The organism is Idiomarina baltica OS145 (assembly GCF_000152885.1).
GTDB lineage: Bacteria > Pseudomonadota > Gammaproteobacteria > Enterobacterales > Alteromonadaceae > Idiomarina > Idiomarina baltica.
This window is the reverse complement of record NZ_CH672407.1, coordinates 173,338-190,506: the sequence shown is the minus strand read 5'-3', so window position 1 is coordinate 190,506 and position 17,169 is coordinate 173,338. Positions and strand designations below refer to the sequence as shown.

General features: G+C 48.6%; 13 protein-coding genes. 3 read left to right on the top strand and 10 right to left on the bottom strand.

The window, feature by feature from the left end; genetic code table 11:
- Window positions 1-1,062, top strand: coding sequence for an efflux RND transporter periplasmic adaptor subunit (locus OS145_RS09975; protein ID WP_006956292.1), 1,062 nt, complete (start codon window positions 1-3; stop codon window positions 1,060-1,062).
- Window positions 1,062-4,175, top strand: coding sequence for an efflux RND transporter permease subunit (locus OS145_RS09970; protein WP_006956291.1), 3,114 nt, complete (start codon window positions 1,062-1,064; stop codon window positions 4,173-4,175). Before OS145_RS09975 ends, OS145_RS09970 begins: the two co-directional genes overlap by 1 nt.
- Here the strand turns inward: OS145_RS09970 and OS145_RS09965 are convergent.
- The 8 genes from OS145_RS09965 to OS145_RS09930 form a co-directional block, all read right to left on the bottom strand.
- Window positions 4,156-4,905: a substrate-binding periplasmic protein gene (locus OS145_RS09965; protein WP_006956290.1), complete on the bottom strand. Its 750-nt coding sequence runs from the start codon at window positions 4,903-4,905 to the stop codon at window positions 4,156-4,158. The two genes, OS145_RS09970 and OS145_RS09965, sit on opposite strands and share 20 nt — an antisense overlap.
- Window positions 4,902-5,363 carry a tellurite resistance TerB family protein gene (locus tag OS145_RS09960; protein WP_006956289.1) on the bottom strand — a complete coding sequence of 154 codons (462 nt, stop codon included), beginning with the start codon at window positions 5,361-5,363 and terminating at the stop codon, window positions 4,902-4,904. Before OS145_RS09960 ends, OS145_RS09965 begins: the two co-directional genes overlap by 4 nt.
- Window positions 5,364-5,385: 22 nt before the next feature.
- Window positions 5,386-6,750 (bottom strand): GAF domain-containing sensor histidine kinase, encoded by a 1,365-nt coding sequence (locus OS145_RS09955; protein ID WP_006956288.1) that lies wholly within the window; start codon window positions 6,748-6,750, stop codon window positions 5,386-5,388.
- A 65-nt stretch (window positions 6,751-6,815) separates the two neighbouring features.
- Window positions 6,816-7,757 (bottom strand): LysR family transcriptional regulator, encoded by a 942-nt coding sequence (locus tag OS145_RS09950; RefSeq protein WP_006956287.1) that lies wholly within the window; start codon window positions 7,755-7,757, stop codon window positions 6,816-6,818.
- A 68-nt stretch (window positions 7,758-7,825) separates the two neighbouring features.
- The gene (locus OS145_RS09945; RefSeq protein ID WP_040488083.1) at window positions 7,826-9,043 is read right to left on the bottom strand and encodes an ABC transporter permease; all 1,218 of its coding nucleotides are present in this window, start codon (window positions 9,041-9,043) and stop codon (window positions 7,826-7,828) included.
- 14 nt (window positions 9,044-9,057) lie between these two features.
- A complete protein-coding gene (locus tag OS145_RS09940; RefSeq protein ID WP_006956285.1) occupies window positions 9,058-10,371 on the bottom strand; it encodes an ABC transporter permease in 1,314 nt (437 codons plus the stop codon).
- A 9-nt stretch (window positions 10,372-10,380) separates the two neighbouring features.
- A complete protein-coding gene (locus tag OS145_RS09935; RefSeq protein ID WP_006956284.1) occupies window positions 10,381-11,082 on the bottom strand; it encodes an ABC transporter ATP-binding protein in 702 nt (233 codons plus the stop codon).
- Between the two features lie 10 nt (window positions 11,083-11,092).
- Window positions 11,093-12,364 carry an efflux RND transporter periplasmic adaptor subunit gene (locus OS145_RS09930; protein ID WP_006956283.1) on the bottom strand — a complete coding sequence of 424 codons (1,272 nt, stop codon included), beginning with the start codon at window positions 12,362-12,364 and terminating at the stop codon, window positions 11,093-11,095.
- 111 nt (window positions 12,365-12,475) lie between these two features.
- Between OS145_RS09930 and aceK the strand changes: the two genes are divergently transcribed.
- The gene (gene aceK, locus OS145_RS09925; protein WP_006956282.1) at window positions 12,476-14,176 is read left to right on the top strand and encodes a bifunctional isocitrate dehydrogenase kinase/phosphatase; all 1,701 of its coding nucleotides are present in this window, start codon (window positions 12,476-12,478) and stop codon (window positions 14,174-14,176) included.
- On the opposite strand, the gene aceA is transcribed toward aceK, so the two are convergent.
- Both aceA and aceB read right to left on the bottom strand, forming a co-directional pair.
- Window positions 14,160-15,494: an isocitrate lyase gene (gene aceA, locus OS145_RS09920; RefSeq protein WP_006956281.1), complete on the bottom strand. Its 1,335-nt coding sequence runs from the start codon at window positions 15,492-15,494 to the stop codon at window positions 14,160-14,162. The two genes, aceK and aceA, sit on opposite strands and share 17 nt — an antisense overlap.
- 24 nt (window positions 15,495-15,518) lie before the next feature.
- The gene (gene aceB / locus OS145_RS09915; protein WP_040488080.1) at window positions 15,519-17,102 is read right to left on the bottom strand and encodes a malate synthase A; all 1,584 of its coding nucleotides are present in this window, start codon (window positions 17,100-17,102) and stop codon (window positions 15,519-15,521) included.
- Window positions 17,103-17,169 lie beyond the last annotated feature (67 nt).

Below are 17,169 nucleotides of genomic sequence, written 5' to 3'. Positions count from 1 at the left end.
ATGAAACGTTTTACATGGTGTTTGCAGGTTACTGCGTTAGTCTCATTATTGGTTGCATCGGCTGGAGCAACGGCTCAGAGCTATGGTGCGCGTGAAGCGCTTGTTAATGTTGCGCCGGTTCAATTTGAAAATGAAAAGAACCGTGTCGAAGCTGTAGGTACCGCCGAAGCACAGCGCGCTGTCACGTTGTTTTCACCGGTCAGTGAGCGTGTTACTCAGGTTAATTTTGAACCGGGTGACCGTGTGCAAGCAGGCGACCTACTCGTGCAACTGGACGACCGACGTGAGCAAGTCGCTTTGCGACAGGCGCAAATCAGTTTAAAAGATGCCGAGCGCACAGTAGAACGTTTGAAGCAAAGCTTCGAACAAGGTGCGGTGCCACAGTCCGAGCTTGATAATGCTATTTTGTTGCGTGATTTGGCGGAAGTGGAAGTCGATCGCGTAGAAACCGAGATAGCTGATCGAAAAATTATTGCACCCTTTGATGGCATTGTAGGCATTACTGATGTTGAAGAGGGTGATCGTATCAATGAGCAGACGCAAATCGCGACGATTGATGACCGCGATACGTTGCTCATTAATTTCCAAATTCCTGAAGCGGCAGTTTATTTGCTTAAGCCCGGTGTCACTTTAGAGGTCGAACCATGGCGTTATTCTGGGCAACCGGTAAATGCTGAAATAGTAGAACTTGATTCCCGTATTAATCCTACCACGCGGATGTTTAGAGCGCGTGCGAAAGTTGATAACAAAAATGACGACTTCCTGCCGGGCACTAGTTTTCGCACAGCGATAGAACTCGCAGGCGAAGAGTTTGCGTCGATTCCCGAAGTCGCGCTGTCATGGGGTGCAGATAATCCCTACATTTGGATTGCTGAAAACAGTAAAGCGAAACGCATCGAAGTACAGATTGAACAGCGACTCGAGGGACGCGTATTAGTATCAGGCAATATTAATCGTGACGACACGCTCATTGTTGAGGGTGTGCAGAGCTTACGTGATGGCCAACCGATTAAGTATGAGATGAGCGAACTAGATGCGAGCACTGAAGAGGTGGTCGAGTAATGTCTGACAAGCAAAATTTGCCCGCGCACGAAGGTAATGATTTACCTTCGGTCTCGATTCGTCGACCTGTCCTCATTGTTGTACTTAATATTTTAATTGCGCTTGCAGGCATCGCGGCTCTGATGGGTGTTGAAGTGCGTGAATTGCCGGATGTCGACCAACCCGTAGTCACTGTTCGCGCAACATTGCCCGGTGGTGCTCCCGAGACTGTCGACGCTGAAGTGACGAGTATTTTAGAGGGTGCCGCTGCTCGTGTTTCTGGTGTTAAATCGATTCGTTCGCAGTCAGAAGAAAACTCCGCTCGTACCGTGGTTGAGTTCCAGCCGAGTGTCGACCTTGATGTTGTGGCTGCCGAAGTTCGTGAAGCAGTGAACCAAGTCCGACGAGAACTACCCGAAGATGTTGAACAAGTAAACGTTGTAAAAGCAGACGATGATGCGCGCGCAGTCCTAGATATTGCCGTCTCCAGTGATAAGTTGAGTTTAGAAGAGTTAACACGCCGGTTAGAAACAGATTTCGCGCCCGAGTTTTTGTCTATCGAGGGCGTGGCGGATGTTCGGCTTAACGGTGCCCGTGAGCGCGTGCTGCGCGTTGCACTTGATCCGCTACGTTTGACGAGTTTCGGGCTATCGGTAACGGATGTCGCCGATGCATTGCGTCAGGCTCCTTTTGATGTGCCTGCAGGGAGCTTACGCTCAACGGATCAACGTATTATTATTCGTGCCGATGCTACTTCAATTAATGCCGAGCAAGTCGAAAATATTATAATTTCGGGCGATACGCGCATTGGTGATGTCGCTCAAGCTTATTTTAGTCCTGCGGATGCGAACAGTTTTGTACGCCTAAATGGCAAGCCAGTGGTCGGCGTGGGGGTTATTCGCCAAGCGGGTTCAAATACGATTGAAATCTCTGATCAAGCGCTGGCGATGCTCGAACGTTTACGTGATCGTTTCCCGGATATGGAAATGACCGTCACTAACGACGACGCTTTATTTATTCGCAAGTCGGTTGCTGAAGTGGTAACGACTTTGGCAATAACCATCGCGTTAGTTGTCGCAACGTTGTGGGTCTTTATTGGTTCATTTCGTGCGACCATCGTGCCGGCGCTGTCGATACCTGTTGCCTTATTTGGCGCGATTGCGGCTATTTGGTTGATGGGTTTCTCGATAAATATACTGACCCTGCTTGCTCTCGTACTCGCCACTGGACTGATTGTTGATGATGCCATCGTGGTTGCTGAAAATATTCAGCGACGTCGCTCAATGGGCTTGGGAAGCAGAGCGGCAGCGGTATTGGCGACACGCGAAGTGTTTTTCGCTGTTGTTGCTACCACTGCTGTATTGGCAGCCGTTTTCGTACCTATCGCGTTTCTTCCTTCAACTGCGGGTCGCCTATTCCGAGAGTTTGGTGGTGTCCTTGCGGCGGCTGTGATTATTTCGTCATTCGTGGCGTTATCTCTCGTTCCAGCATTTACCGCAAGACTCCCCAAAAATGCCGGTAAGAAGAATATTTTTGGTCCCGTCGGCGGCTGGTTTAAAACCGGCTACGAGCGCACGCTCAAGTGGGCGCTCAATACCTCTTGGCTGATCGTGGTATTCTCAATAGTTGCGGCAACTGGGGCGGTATTTGTTTACGATAATGTAGCGAGTGAGCTGTTACCGAATGAGGACCGAGGTGTCGTCCGTATTTTCGCACGAGGTCCCGACGGTGTTGGTCTTAATTTTATGGATCGCCAAGCACGCGCGTTAGAGGAAGTACTGATTCCTTATCAACAAAACGGCGCGTTTGAGACATTGTATACAGTGGTGGGTCAATGGGACCCGAATATTGTGTTTATTACCGCCAACATGTATCCGTGGGAAGAACGTGACATTACTCAGCAGGAAGTCATCAACGAAATACGTGGACCGCTTGGACAAAATCCTGGCGCGCCCGGCCGTGCGTTTGGTAGTAACTCACTAAACGTCCGCGGTGGCCAAGGGGGCGGTGCAGTGCAGATGGCGATTACCGGTGAAAGTTATGGTGATATTTTCCAAGCTGCACGTATGTTTACCGCGGCGATTCAAGAACGTTCTGACACGTACACCAACCCCAATATTTCGTATCAGCCAACGCAACCACAGTTGCGCTTTAAAATCGATCGTCGTCGAGCCGCTGAGCTCGGCGTATCATTAAATGATGTTTCGTCGACGTTACGCGCGGCTATCAACGGCGATGATGTGGCCGATCTCAACGTAGGCGACCAGCAAATCCCGGTGATTTTACAGACCCGTTTAAGCTCGATTAAGTCGCCACAGGATATGCAGAACCTTTACGTGTCATCGACGTCCGGTGAGTTAGTGCCTATCTCGAGTGTCGCAGAAATTGTCGAGGAAGGAGTGTCTGCAGAACTCGAGCGACATGCTCAACGGCGCGCCATTGAGGTCGAAGTTGAAATTCCGCCAGAATATCCGTTATCTGAGGCGACTGACGAATTGCGTGCCATCGCTCAGGATGTGTTGCCCGATAGCATGGGACTTATTTTCTTGGGCGAGGCACAAACATTCGAAGACACTAATCGCGAAGTGGCAATGACTTATATCTTGGCATTTTTGATTGTGTTATTAGTACTTGCTGCTCAGTTTGAGAGTGTAAATAGTGCCTTTGTGGTGATGCTGACGGTGCCTTTCGGTATTGCGGCGGCTATTTATGCGCTAGCGCTGACAGGCATTTCACTTAATATCTACTCGCAAATCGGCTTAGTGATGTTGATAGGTCTTCTGGCGAAAAACTCGGTATTGTTGGTCGAGTTCGCGGACCAATTACGTGACCGCGGACTGTCGGTGCGTGATGCGGTGGAGCAAGCGGCATCTATCCGCTTGCGTCCTATCATGATGACCTTGGTCTCAACCATTTTAGGTGGATTGCCACTGATTCTATCAACCGGTGCGGGTGCAGAAGCGCGTAACTCAATTGGTTGGGTCGTTTTCGGCGGTTTAGGTTTGGCGACAGTGTTTACGCTATATCTGACGCCTGTTTTATACCTTTGGCTAGCGCGCTTTACCAAACCGCGTGCAGATGAAGCTCAACGTTTGCACGACGAGTTAGAAGCGGCTAATCAACAGGGTCATTAATTGACCAGTGGTCCTTGATGCGTTGTAAAGTGCCATCGGCACGCAGTGCATCAAGGGCGTCATTAATTTGGTTGACCAATTCGGGGTTATTGTTCGAAACACCAAAAGCCACTTGCGTAGGTTGTGGAGACTGCCACAGCACTTTTAGCTTGATCCCGACCTTATCGGCAAGGTAAAGCGCAACGCGCTTGGGCATAATCACAGCTTTCACATGACCCTTGGCTAAGGCATTTATTGCCTCTTCTTTCGATTCCATCTGTTCAATGCGAAATTGACTTTTTACGCCCAGTTGACTGAGATATGCCTCCAAGGATGAGTGGCGGTCGCCGGTGATATGTTGACCGATTAAATCCTTAACACGCCTGATCTGTCTATTTTCAGCTAGGGCCAGTAGTGCCGGTTGACGGGTATAATACGCGTCGGTGAACAAAAAATAGGGTTTTCGTGCTGCACTTACTTCGGCACCCACTGCGATGGCTAAGGCATTGTGGCGTATCAGACTCATCACATCATCCCAACTGTACGCATTAAATTGGTAACTGACTTCTAGTTGGTCAAAAACGGCTTTTGCCACATCGATATCAAAACCGCTCGCTACCCCTTTGCCATTAACAAACTGATAGGGTTCATAGCCCTTGGCCAACCCGACGGTTAACGCATCCTTTGTATCCGCCGCGGATAATGCAAAGGATGTTAAACCAATGAGTAAGAGCCAGTGAGGTTTTTTCATCCAACCGACTCTTCAGCTGCCAATTTACAACGGATATAGTCTGAGTGGTCTATATACAGCAAGTCGGCGAGTTTACGTAGCATGCTTTCCTCTAGCGGATCGAGCTCACCATCGGCATAAGCAACTTCCCATAGAGACTCAAGCAGTACAACCTTGTCTGCGTAAGCAAGTGCTTTCAGCGGAGCGGTTGACTCTTGTAGTGAAGCCGCGTCGCGGACATGTATTTTGGCGTGGTTGATGACTTCTTCCGCTGCTTCAGGCGCTTGGTCAAAATCACGCTTCAGTTCATGGATTAAGTAGTCGTGTTCACTCTGTTCAAACTTGCCATCAGCCAAGGCTATTTCCATCATTAAAATAACACTCAGCGTTTCGTTTGCATCTAAGCTGCCAAAATGCGGACGGGTGTCGCTGTCATCGGCAACGCGGGTACTTAACCAAGTTTTTAGTTTCTGTAGCATGATACTTCTTTCACTCTTATGTTCAGTCGATGATATTAGGTAAACGCACAGTAAAGGTGGTTCCCTTATTTAGTTGCGATTGCACATCAATGGTTCCATTTAACTTACGTTGCACTAGGTTATAGACAATCGACAAGCCTAAACCCGAACCGCCGTCATCCCGAGCCGTGGTATAAAAAGGCTCAAATATTTTATGTTGAATATCAGTCTCGATTCCTGCTCCATTATCGGTAATCCGCAGTACCGCATCGGTATTTTCTTTTTCTACGAAAATATCAATGTGGTGGTTTTCATCGGGAGTCTTAAACGCATGCTCAGCACAGTTACTGATCAAGTTAGTGATCACTTGAGCGAGTGCGCCGCGGTATGTTTTTATGGTTAGTTCTTCCTGGCAGTGCGTTTGGATAGTGACTTTCTTCTTCTTCACCATGGGTCGCAAGCTGATCACGAGCGAGCTAATGTAGTCACCCAAAGAGCACTCAACCAGTTCGAAGCTCGACTGATCTACAGCGGTACGTTTAAAGTTTTGAATTAAGCTAGCCGCGCGTTCTAGATTACTGTTCATTAATGTATATGCATCAAGCGTGTCGTTAATATACTGCGTGAGCGCGTTGCGGGATATTTTGCCATCTTCAAAGCTTTGCTTAAGCTTTTTAAGGCGATGTTCGCAATGTGTTGTGGCAGTTACGGCAATGCCCAATGGCGTATTGACCTCGTGTGCAACCCCCGCGACAAGCTTACCTAAAGCCGCCATTTTTTCGGTTTCAATGAGACGATCTTGGGCTTGCTTAAAATTATTAAGCGCGTCCTCTAAGGACTGTGTACGTTCGGCAACACGCTGCTCGAGATCCTCGTTGTGTTTAATGAGCAGTTGTTCGTATTTTACACGCTCTGCCGCACTGACGGCGCGACCGTAGATATCAGCAAGAATGCCAACAAAAGCCACTTCGTCTTCGGTCCAGGAACGATTAGCGCGAGAGCTCTCGCAACATAAGACCCCGATCATTTTACCTCGATGCCTTAGCGGCACATCGAGCATCGCGACAATACCGAATTTATTCAGGTAATCAGTAAGTTCATTGGTGGCAGGGTGATCTGATGCACGATTAGCGATGATAGTTCGCTCGCGTTTGAGCGCAGCAAAATAATGGGGGAAATTATTCGCGCAAATAGTCGAAGGTGATTGTTCGCCATCATCTGCATCCAATAAGTAAGTACTGGTAATGCAGGCGCTTTCATCATCGTATAACCAGATGCCAACACGATTAATAGCTAAACCTTGAATCACTGACTTAATAATCAGTTGGGTTGCTTGTTCGAGTTTTCCTTCGTCGATAATGGGCGACTTAGAAACCTGCAAGAGTATATTCTCAAGTGTTTCAACCATGACTTTATTTACCGATTGCTTATAATCCCACTATACAATAGTGGGAATTATTGTCGAACCCTTCATCAAAAGGCTTCGTTTGCTGCTGTATCGGCGACCAGTTGGCGGAACCAGCGATGCCCCGCATCATGCTGTAGCAATGGACTCCAAATCATGGTCAAGGTCAGCCCAGGAATGCGAAACGGTGGTTCCTTCGTGACCAAGTGATCGTCATCTTTGTATAAAGCGGCTGCTCGGGTCGGCAGCGTGGCAATCAGTCCTTGTCGAGCCAGGTACATAGCGACGTGGTAGTTGCGGGTAAATACTTTAATTTGTCGACGTTTACCTAGCTCTGCTAGAGCTTCGTCAACCCAACCCAGTTTCTGTACGTCTTGAGGGTCCATACCAACGCCCACGCCAAAGCCTGTTTTTGATACCCATACGTGCTGGGCTTTTAAATACTCGTCTAACGTGTAGCTATTTAGTAGCGGATGCTCACGATGGATGAGACAAGAGAATTCATCCTGCCACAGTACTTTTTGATGAAACGACTGCGGTAGTTTTTCAAAGCGATTAATGGCTAAGTCGACTTTACCATTTTCAACGTCGTGAAAACTGATGTCGCTGGGTGTCATGATATCTAAGGATACATGAGGTGCCTGCTCTTCAAGCTGACTGAGTAATCGCGGCATCAGTGTTGACGCCGCGTAGTCCGATGCCATGATGCGAAAAACGCGCTTGCTAGTTGGCGCATCAAATTCGCGTACGGGCTGGATCATTTCTTCCACAGAGTAGAGCACTGTACGCAAGGACTCCTGCATGTCTAAAGCCCTTTGAGTGGGTGTCATGCCATCGGATGCTCGAACTAAAATCGGATCGTTGAGGAGGTTGCGTAGACGTTTTAGCCCATTACTCATGGCGGGTTGAGTAATATTTAATTGTGCTGCTGCGCGGGTGACGTTGCGTTCTCGCAACAGCACGTCTAGATAAACTAAGAGGTTAAGGTCGATGTCCTTGATGGTGTTCATAAAACGCAATAATCCCGATACAAAGCATGTATCGGGATTATAAATGTTATGAATGTGTAACGCTAGTGTTATACGTTACGGGTTGCGATAGCGGGCGATATTTGTGCAGCACGCAAGGCAGGCCCCCATACTGCGAACAAGCCTATTGTCCACATGGCTATCATGGCAATGGGTAGGTAGATATAGCTCAATCTTGGTAAGTTAAAACTCGAAACAAGCCACATGTTGAGCGCAATACTGCCAGCGATGCCCAGTATCACACCGACACTGGTAATCATCACGTTCTCGGTGAGGAAATAACTCATGATGTCCGCTTTTTGAGCGCCGAGTGCCCGACGTGTGCCAATTTGGCGGCGGCGACGGTTAATCGAAAAGCTCACTAAGCCGACAATACCCAAAGCTGTGATGATGCAGAGCACTACAATGATGGTCCACAGAATGGCTTGTAACGCAGAGTCACCGCGATAGCTATCCATACGCACCTGAGTCATGGTTTCAGTTTCTCTGACCATACGCCCCACTTCGCGCTGTTTCATAAACTGTTCAACTTGCTCGATGGCTTGTTCACGTTGTCCTGGCTTAGCTCGCACTAGATAACGCGAGTACGGCGAGTCGAATTTGTTCGGTACAAGCATCGAGTGATTGACCGTTGTCCAGCCCGTCCATGGAGCCTGTAAATGATCCATAATACCGATAATGGTCAACGGTTCATTACTTTGAATGTAAACGGTTTGGCCAACGATTTCTGTTGGACTCAAGTCAGGAAACAGACTCTTTGCTAACGCTTCGGTCAATATAACCGACTGCGGCCAATCCCGAGTGTTGCGGTCGCGATAACTGATTTCGGTAGCTTTAAAGTTTTCACCAGCAATCAACTCAACATCGAGCGTATTCAGTCCATGCTCATCGGTCATATAGAGTGCCGTCGGCACCGAGTTTTCACCTTCACCGGCTTTGGTTTGTAAGCCCATCGACCAGCCACCGTTGCTCATCGGGATCGCATTAATCTGTACCGCATCATCCACACTCGGGAGTTGGCGGATGCCGCCCAAGTCGGTATCGATCACGTACGGCGCATCAAAATCATTGGCATAGCCGACACTGGTCACGTAAAACTGATTGGCTTCATCAAGGCCTGATGAACGACCCATGAGATCGCCGCGGGCATTAATAAGGTGTATCGCATTGACGATAATAGTCATGGTCACAGCCACTTGTAGCGCGATGAGCAGGGCACCGACTTTATTGCGCATCAGAGCTCTGAAAATGGGTCCTATCTGACTCATAATTATCTCCTTAGTTACTCTGATTTAAGTTGTGAAGCAGGCGGAATACGACAAGTGCGCCAGGTTGGGTAGGCGCCGGCCAATACACTGCTTATGATGGCGAGCAAAATACCGATACCCAGCAGCGGCAGGTTGAGTGAGGCAAGATCTTTGACCTGATCACCGTATAAGTATTCAATACCCAGCAGACCTAATGCGGCCAAAATAAGGCCACCGATACCGCCAGCAACGCCAATGAATACCGTTTCTACCAACTGTTGCTGATAGAGCTGCATGCGGGTTGCGCCTACCGCACGTCGCAGTGCGATTTCGCCGGTTTTAAAGCTAAACTTGGTCAGTAATAGCCCGATAGTATTCAGTAAGCATACGGCTAAGAACATAAGCGACAGATACATCATCACTTCAGCATCGTCATCAACCACATTCTCATGCTCCATCCAACCCATGACATCGGTAAGCCGATTGTTCAGAGGACGCGGGAAACGACCAAGTTTCTTTTGTTCTTCGGCATACGCGTTGAGAAAACTCACGTACTCTTGTTTTTCTTGCGCGCTGTCGAGCTGTACCCAGAACTGAAAGTTCACGCATTCAGAGGTCAAAAATGATTTAAAGCCTTCTCCCTCGGGCATCTTCCAGCAGTTCGTATTGCCGCTGTTAGGAAGCTCCATCGTTTCTTTTAACTTAAACGGTAAGTAAGCATCTTCCATTTCGTTAAACGCACCGGTCGTGACATCGTAAAAACGAGGTTTAAGTACCCATTCATCGAGCACGCCGACCACACGAAATTCTTTACCCTCTAACCTGACCGTGCGACCCACTGAATTTTCGCCAGCAAAGATCTCCTCATTGGCGCTTTTGCTCAGCACGATGCTTCTGTCGCCCGTCTCATCTGCGCTATCGCTCCAGCCTTGACCATATAAAAAGGGTGCATTGAACATGGTAAAAAAGTCGTTGTGGGTGAGGCGCAAGCGTGCCAAGAACGGTTCTTTACCTAAGCCTTGTGGTTCAATAACACCACCCGACTGCGCTAAAGCGGTTTGCAGTTGAGCAGGCGCTTGCGCTTTTAGTGCGGTTGCGTCGGTGTACGTCAACTGATCGGGTGGCTCATTGGGCTCATCATAGGGTTCATTAGGTGACCAGTTGTCTAACTGTACATAAAACAAGCGGTCGCTTTTTTCAGGAATAGGATCCGCCGACATTAAATAATTGATGGTAATTGTCGTCATGGCAGCACCAATGCCCAAGGCAATAGCACCGCTCATGAGTAGTGATAACAGCGGATGACGTTTTAAGCTGAGCCAAGCAAGTCGAGTATAATATAACCACATAAGCGCCTCCTATGCGTTCACTGTGGCGAGTTCAGGCGCACCGCGCTTTTGCTCGGTGACTTGCCCATCGAGCACTTGAATATGGCGATGGGCTCGTTCAGCCTGTGACAAGTCATGGGTCACCATGACAATCGTCGTCCCGGACTGATTAATTTCCTCGAGCAAACTCATGACACTGTCTGCCATTTTGCTATCGAGGTTACCGGTAGGTTCATCGGCGAGTAGAAACAACGGGTTACCCGCTAACGCGCGAGCGATCGCAACGCGCTGTTGCTGTCCGCCCGAGAGTTGTGATGGTAGGTGACGCATACGGTTGGCGAGACCCACGACATCCAAGCTATGTTCGATACGTTCTTTGCGCTCAGCTTTACTCAGTTTGCGGTAGCGCAGTGGTACGTCGACGTTATCAAATAAATTGAGATCTGGAATGAGATTGAAGCTTTGAAAGATAAAGCCAATTTTTTCGTTCCGCAGTTGCGAGAGTTGCTTGTCGTTAAGGTTCTTAACTGAGCGTCCGTCAAGCGTGTACTCGCCGTCATCAAACGACTCGAGTAAACCCGCGATATTTAAAAAGGTGGTTTTGCCAGAGCCTGAAGGACCGGTGACCGCAACGAAATCGCCCTCATTAACGGTAAGGCTAAACTGTTTAAGTGCGTGGGTTTCGACAGTCTCTGTGCGAAATACTTTAGTGATGTTGTTCATTACAAGCATGGTGTATTCCTTATTGATTGATAACGACGCTTTCGGCACCGTTGAATGATTGAGTATCAGAAATGATGACGCGATCGCCGACCTTCAGACCCGAAATGATTTCCACTTTTGATAGGCTACTAGCGCCTGTTTGAATAGGCGTTTTTAGTGCGATACCGTCGCTAACCACGTAAGCAACGCGACCACCTTGATTCTGCAGGAAAGGTCCCCGCTGCAGAGTCATCACGTCGTCTTTTTGGTCGAGAATAATGCGGCTCGTTAAACGTTGGTTTTGGCGCAGCCCCGCGGGTGTGTCTTCGCTGAAACGCAATGTGCCGATGACTTCGTTATTGCGAATTTCAGGCGAAACCGCGACGAGAGTGGCTTTATGGAGCTGGCCGTTGTAGTTGATTTCAGCCGCCATACCAATGGCGAGGTCATCGGCGTAGCTTTCTGGAATACCGAGCTCTACCTCAAACTCGGATAAGTCGACAACACCCAACACGGCTTGGTTTTTGGCGACTTGATTCTTTTGATCGACTTCTAAGTTACCCACAATACCGTTAACTGGCGAAGCGATAGTCAAACCATCGACTTGACGTTGCAATTCGTTCACGAGTAATTGTTGGCGGTCCACTTTAAGTTGCAGCGACTGAATATCGAAAGCCAAGCTCTCGCTATTGAGTTTGGCATCCTGCACCGCGTGCTTGTATACGACTTGGGCGTTATCCAATTCGTCTTGCGCTTTTTCATAGTCGATTTCGCTGATGGCTTGCTTTTCCCAAGCTCTGTCAGCACGGCGCTTTTCGCGATCCGCGGCCGTTAGGGTGACGTGTGCTAAATCAACCAACTTTTGATTTTCTAAAGCCGCTTTTTTGGAGTTGATGCGCTGGCGGTCCAGTTCCATTTTTAAGCTGGCTAAACTCGCCTGTTCTTGCTCGAGCTTGCTTTTTAGCTCGGGACTTTCGATGGTCGCCAATGCTTGGCCTTGCTCCACCGCATCACCTGCTCCCACGTGATAAGTAATCACCCCTTCAGCTGGCGCATACAAAGTGGGACTCACGGCAGCAACCACTTTGCCCTGAATCGATACATCGCGCGTAAAGTTGCCTTGCTCTACGGTTGCATAGCGCAGCTCACTTGACTCTACAGCCGCCTCGGCTGAAGACCAGGTGGTGAGCATCGGAATACTCACAGCGATAAGGGCCGCAGCGGCAATACCGGCCATCCCCCATTTGATCCAAGGTGTTTTTTTAGGAGCGCGAACAACGTCTTGTCCGCTGGTGTCTGATATCTTAGTCATAAGGTTCCCTCTGATTTAACTTGATTAATAAGTCGCTATAAGAGAGAAAAGGGTTGTATTTTGATGTGTGTAAGAATGTAAGCAGATATATCAACCGCGAGAAAAAGCTGAATGAGCACTGATTTAAACCGAGCCGATGAACTTGCGCGACTTATCTTAGCGGGCTTTCACAGCCACTTTAGTCGCTTTCAATTGCTTACGCAGGGCGCTGCTGAACGCTTTTTAGCGCAACGTTGGCAGGACGTTATTGGCGCGGCGGCAGAGCGGATAAGTTACTATGACAAACAAGTGGCGCTAACCAGCGATGAGTTGTTGCAGTATCAAACGCAATTTGATGAAGCCTTATGGTTGAGCGTTCGGCAACGCTACCAGTCGCTGTTGCAGTTTCATCCGCAAGCGGATTTAGCCGAAACTTTTTATAATTCGGTGTTCTGTCGTGCGTTTGAGCGTCAGTATTTTCACAATGCTTTTATTTTTGTCGAGTCGACGTTAGAGGAATGCACCCCGGTTCCTATTGAGCACGTTTATCAGTCTTATTTCCCTGTCTATCAAGGCTTCACCCAAACATTAGAGCAGCTATTTTTAGATTTAGGCTTAGGGGATACCTTCGAGAACCTTAAGCATGATGTCGAACAGCTGCGTGCCACCTTTTTGCAACGTGCTATAGAAGATGAAGTTGAACCGCACGAAGTGCGTATCGACGTACTGAAAACGCCCTTTTATCGAAATAAAGCGGCCTACGTAGTTGGCCGCATAGTAACGCAACAACACAGCTATCCGTTTATTGTACCTATTTTGATTAATCCCGAGGGGCGGTTGTATGTGGATGCCTTTATTACTCAGTCGGACAGAATGGCGGCGATATTTGGTTTTGCGCGTTCGTATTTTATGGTGCAAACCGAGGCTCCATCGGCATTAGTACGCTTTCTGAAACAACTCATGCCGCGCAAGACGTTTTCCGAGCTCTATTCTTCAATTGGCTTTCATAAGCAGGCTAAGACTGAGTTTTACCGTGACTTTTTAAAACAACTTGCCAACTCCAATGAGCAACTTAGCGCAGCGCCTGGGGTAAAAGGAATGGTGATGACGGTATTTACACTGCCATCGTTCCCTTACGTGTTTAAAGTGATTAAGGACGAGCTAGGCGATACCAAAGGCTTCGGCCGGAATACGGTGATCGAACGCTATCGCATGGTTAAACAGCACGACCGTGTAGGACGTATGGCAGATACCCTCGAGTTCTCTGATGTAGCGATTCCTAAGCACCGTATTGCCGATGATTTAATGGACGAGCTGTTAACGACCGTTGGTGGCAGTATTCGTTTCGAAGGCGATTTACTGGTGATTAGCCAGTGTTTTGTTGAGCGTCGCATGATACCGCTCAACATGTATTTAGAGTATGCCAGTGAGGCTGAACAGGCAGCGGCTATCGATGACTATGGTCGTGCGATTAAAGATATGATCGCGGCGAATATATTCCCCGGCGATATGCTGTTGAAGAACTTCGGTGTGACACGCCACAAGCGCGTAGTTTTTTATGACTATGACGAGGTGCGTTACCTCACTGATATGAATTTTAAGTCACTCGCTAAAGCCGATCATGAAGTGTCTTTTGCGCCGGACGATGTGTTTCCCGAACAGTTGGCCATATTCGCGGTGCCACAGCCACGCTACCGCGAACTCCTGTTAAGTGCTCATCCGGAGTTGGTTGATCCGATGTATTGGCGGCAGCGCCAGCAAGATATCAAGGAGGGGGTAATTAAAGATATCTTCCCGTACGCTGCCGATTTACGCTTTACGCGGTCGTTTTAAACTGGTCTTCTTCAGTTGAACCGGTTAATGCGGTGACAGATGAGCTGCCGCCTTGAATCGCATTAGTGAGTGAATCAAAGTAGCCAGTACCGACTTCTTGTTGGTGAGCCACGAACGTATAACCTTTTTCTGCGGCATCAAATTCTTGTTGCTGCAGACGAACGTACGCTGACATATCGTTACGAGCATAGTCGTGTGCGAGCTCAAACATGTGATACCACATGTTGTGAACACCCGCTAAGGTAATGAACTGGAACTTATAGCCCATGGCAGCCAGTTCGCGTTGGAACTTCGCGATAGTGGCATCGTCGAGGTTGCGCTTCCAGTTAAACGAAGGTGAACAGTTGTAGGCTAAGAGTTTGCCCGGATACTTAGCATGCACCGCCTCGGCAAATTGACGTGCCTCGTCGAGGTCAGGCTTGGCTGTTTCACACCAAATTAAATCCGCATAAGGCGCATAAGCAAGACCGCGCGAAATAGCTTGCTCAATACCGGGTTTCACACGGTAAAAACCTTCAGCGGTGCGTTCACCGGTAACGAATGGTTTATCGTTATCGTCGAAGTCCGACGTTAGCAGGTCGGCGGCATTGGCGTCGGTGCGTGCTACGATCAACGTAGGTACGCCCTCAACATCGGTCGCAAAACGCGCTGCTATGAGTTTTTGCACCGCCTCTTGGGTAGGTACTAAAACCTTACCACCCATATGGCCGCACTTTTTAACTGACGCTAACTGATCTTCAAAGTGGACGCCTGCCGCACCACATTGAATCATACGCTTCATCAATTCATAGGCGTTTAATACCCCACCAAAGCCTGCCTCGGCATCCGCGACGATAGGTGCAAAATAGTCAATGTATTGCTCATCATCTGGGCTGATACCTTTTGACCATTGAATTTGGTCAGCACGAGCAAACGAGTTGTTGATGCGCTCAACGACGGTTGGTACAGAATCGACGGGATAAAGCGACTGATCTGGATACATATTGCGTGACGAGTTATTGTCTGCTGCAACCTGCCAGCCGGAGAGGTAAATCGCCTGTAACCCCGCTTTGACTTGTTGAACCGCTTGTCCACCAGTCAAAGCGCCAAGTGCATTGACGTAATCTTTGCCAAATTTTTGCTGAGCTTCACCGTTAATCAAGCGCCATAGTTTGTCGGCGCCGTGTTGCGCGTATGTGTGTTGCACTTGCAATGAGCCTCTAAGCTTTACCACTTCTTCGGCGCTATAGGGGCGTTTAACCTGTGCCCAACGGGCATCGTTTTTCCAGCTTTGTTCAAGCGCTTTAGCTTGCTCTGCTTGTTGTGTTGATAAAGTCATGATGTTGTCCTGTTGTCTGGTTAATTAATCAAGTTGTTGGTAGCCGGGCAGTGTGAGGAACTCCACTAACTCATCGGCAGTTGTGATGTCCTCGAGTAACGCGACCGCTTTATCAAAAGGCTGCTGTTGCCATATTGATTCGCCCACTTCTTGTTTCACTTTCGCTGCTTCTTCGGCGAGGAATTGTTTGAATAGAGCCTTAGTGACAGAAGTCCCGTTACTGAGGGATTTTTCGTGCTTTATCCACTGCCAAATTGATGCCCGCGAAATTTCTGCGGTGGCAGCGTCTTCCATCAATCCGTATATAGGCACGCAACCGCGGCCATCGAGCCAAGCGCTGATGTATTGCAATGCAACCCGGATATTGGTGCGCATGCCTGCCTCAGTGCGATCGCCGTCGCACGGACTGAGTAATTGTGATGCAGTAATGGCGTGATCTTGCTCACGCAAGACATGCAGTTGGTTATCGCCGCTGAGCTGATCGACAAATATCGCGCTCACGGTGTCGGCAAGCCCAGGATGCGCGATCCAAGTACCATCGTGGCCATTATCAAATTCGAGCTGCTTGTCCTTGGCGACCTTATCGAGTATTTGTTCATTCTCACTGGCATCTTTACTCGGAATAAACGCCGCCATACCGCCCATTGCAAGCGCGCCCCGTTTGTGGCAGGTATATACCAGTAAGCGAGAGTAAGCGTTAAGGAACGGTTGCGACATGGTGACTTGCTGGCGATCAGGGAGCACTCGGTCAGGATGGTTTTTCAGGGTTTTTATATAACTAAAAATATAATCCCAACGACCGCAATTGAGTGCCGCGATATGGTCGCGAAGCGCATGCAGGATCTCATGCATTTGGAAAACCGCAGGCAATGTTTCGATCAGTACTGTTGCACGAATGGTGCCCGGCTTGAGCTGAAAGCGTTGTTCCGAATAGTGAAATACATCGCTCCACCACTGTGCTTCGATACTGTGTTCTAATTTGGGTAAATAGAAATAGACGCCCGTACCTTCATCTAATCGGACGCGATAGTTGTGGTAAAAATACAATGCAAAATCAAGCAGAGCACCTGGCACAGGCAAATCTTCAAAGCACAAATGCTTTTCTGGCAGATGTAATCCACGTACCCGCGCAATTAACAGCGCGGGGTTGGGATTCACGTTGTATGCTTTGCCGCTCTTTGGATCCTGGTAACTCAGCGTGTTGCGGTTGGCGTCAATTAAATTAACTTGACCGTCGAGCAACCCATCCCAAGTCGGTGATTGGGAGTCCTCGAAATCGGCCATATAGCAGTCAACATTGGCGTTGAGTGCATTAATAACCATTTTACGATCAACCGGACCGGTGATTTCAATGCGACGGCGAGTCAGATCTTTGGGTAATGGGCGAATATGCCAATCGCCCTCGCGAATGGTTTGGGTGTTCGGATCAAAGTCGGGTAGTTCGCCTGCATCGATACGCTGTTGTCTTTTTGACCGAGTATCTAGCAATTCTGCATGACGTGGCATGAAGCGTTCGCACAAGTCGGCAAAATAGGACATAAATTGTGGCGTAAATAAGCGCGCTTGATGGGGCACTGATTTCGCATTAAAGGAAAGTCGAGATGTCATAACCTGAACCTGATGTTAGTAGTTTGTTAACACAGATTCAGCTTAGAGTGGGGTATGATATTCGTCT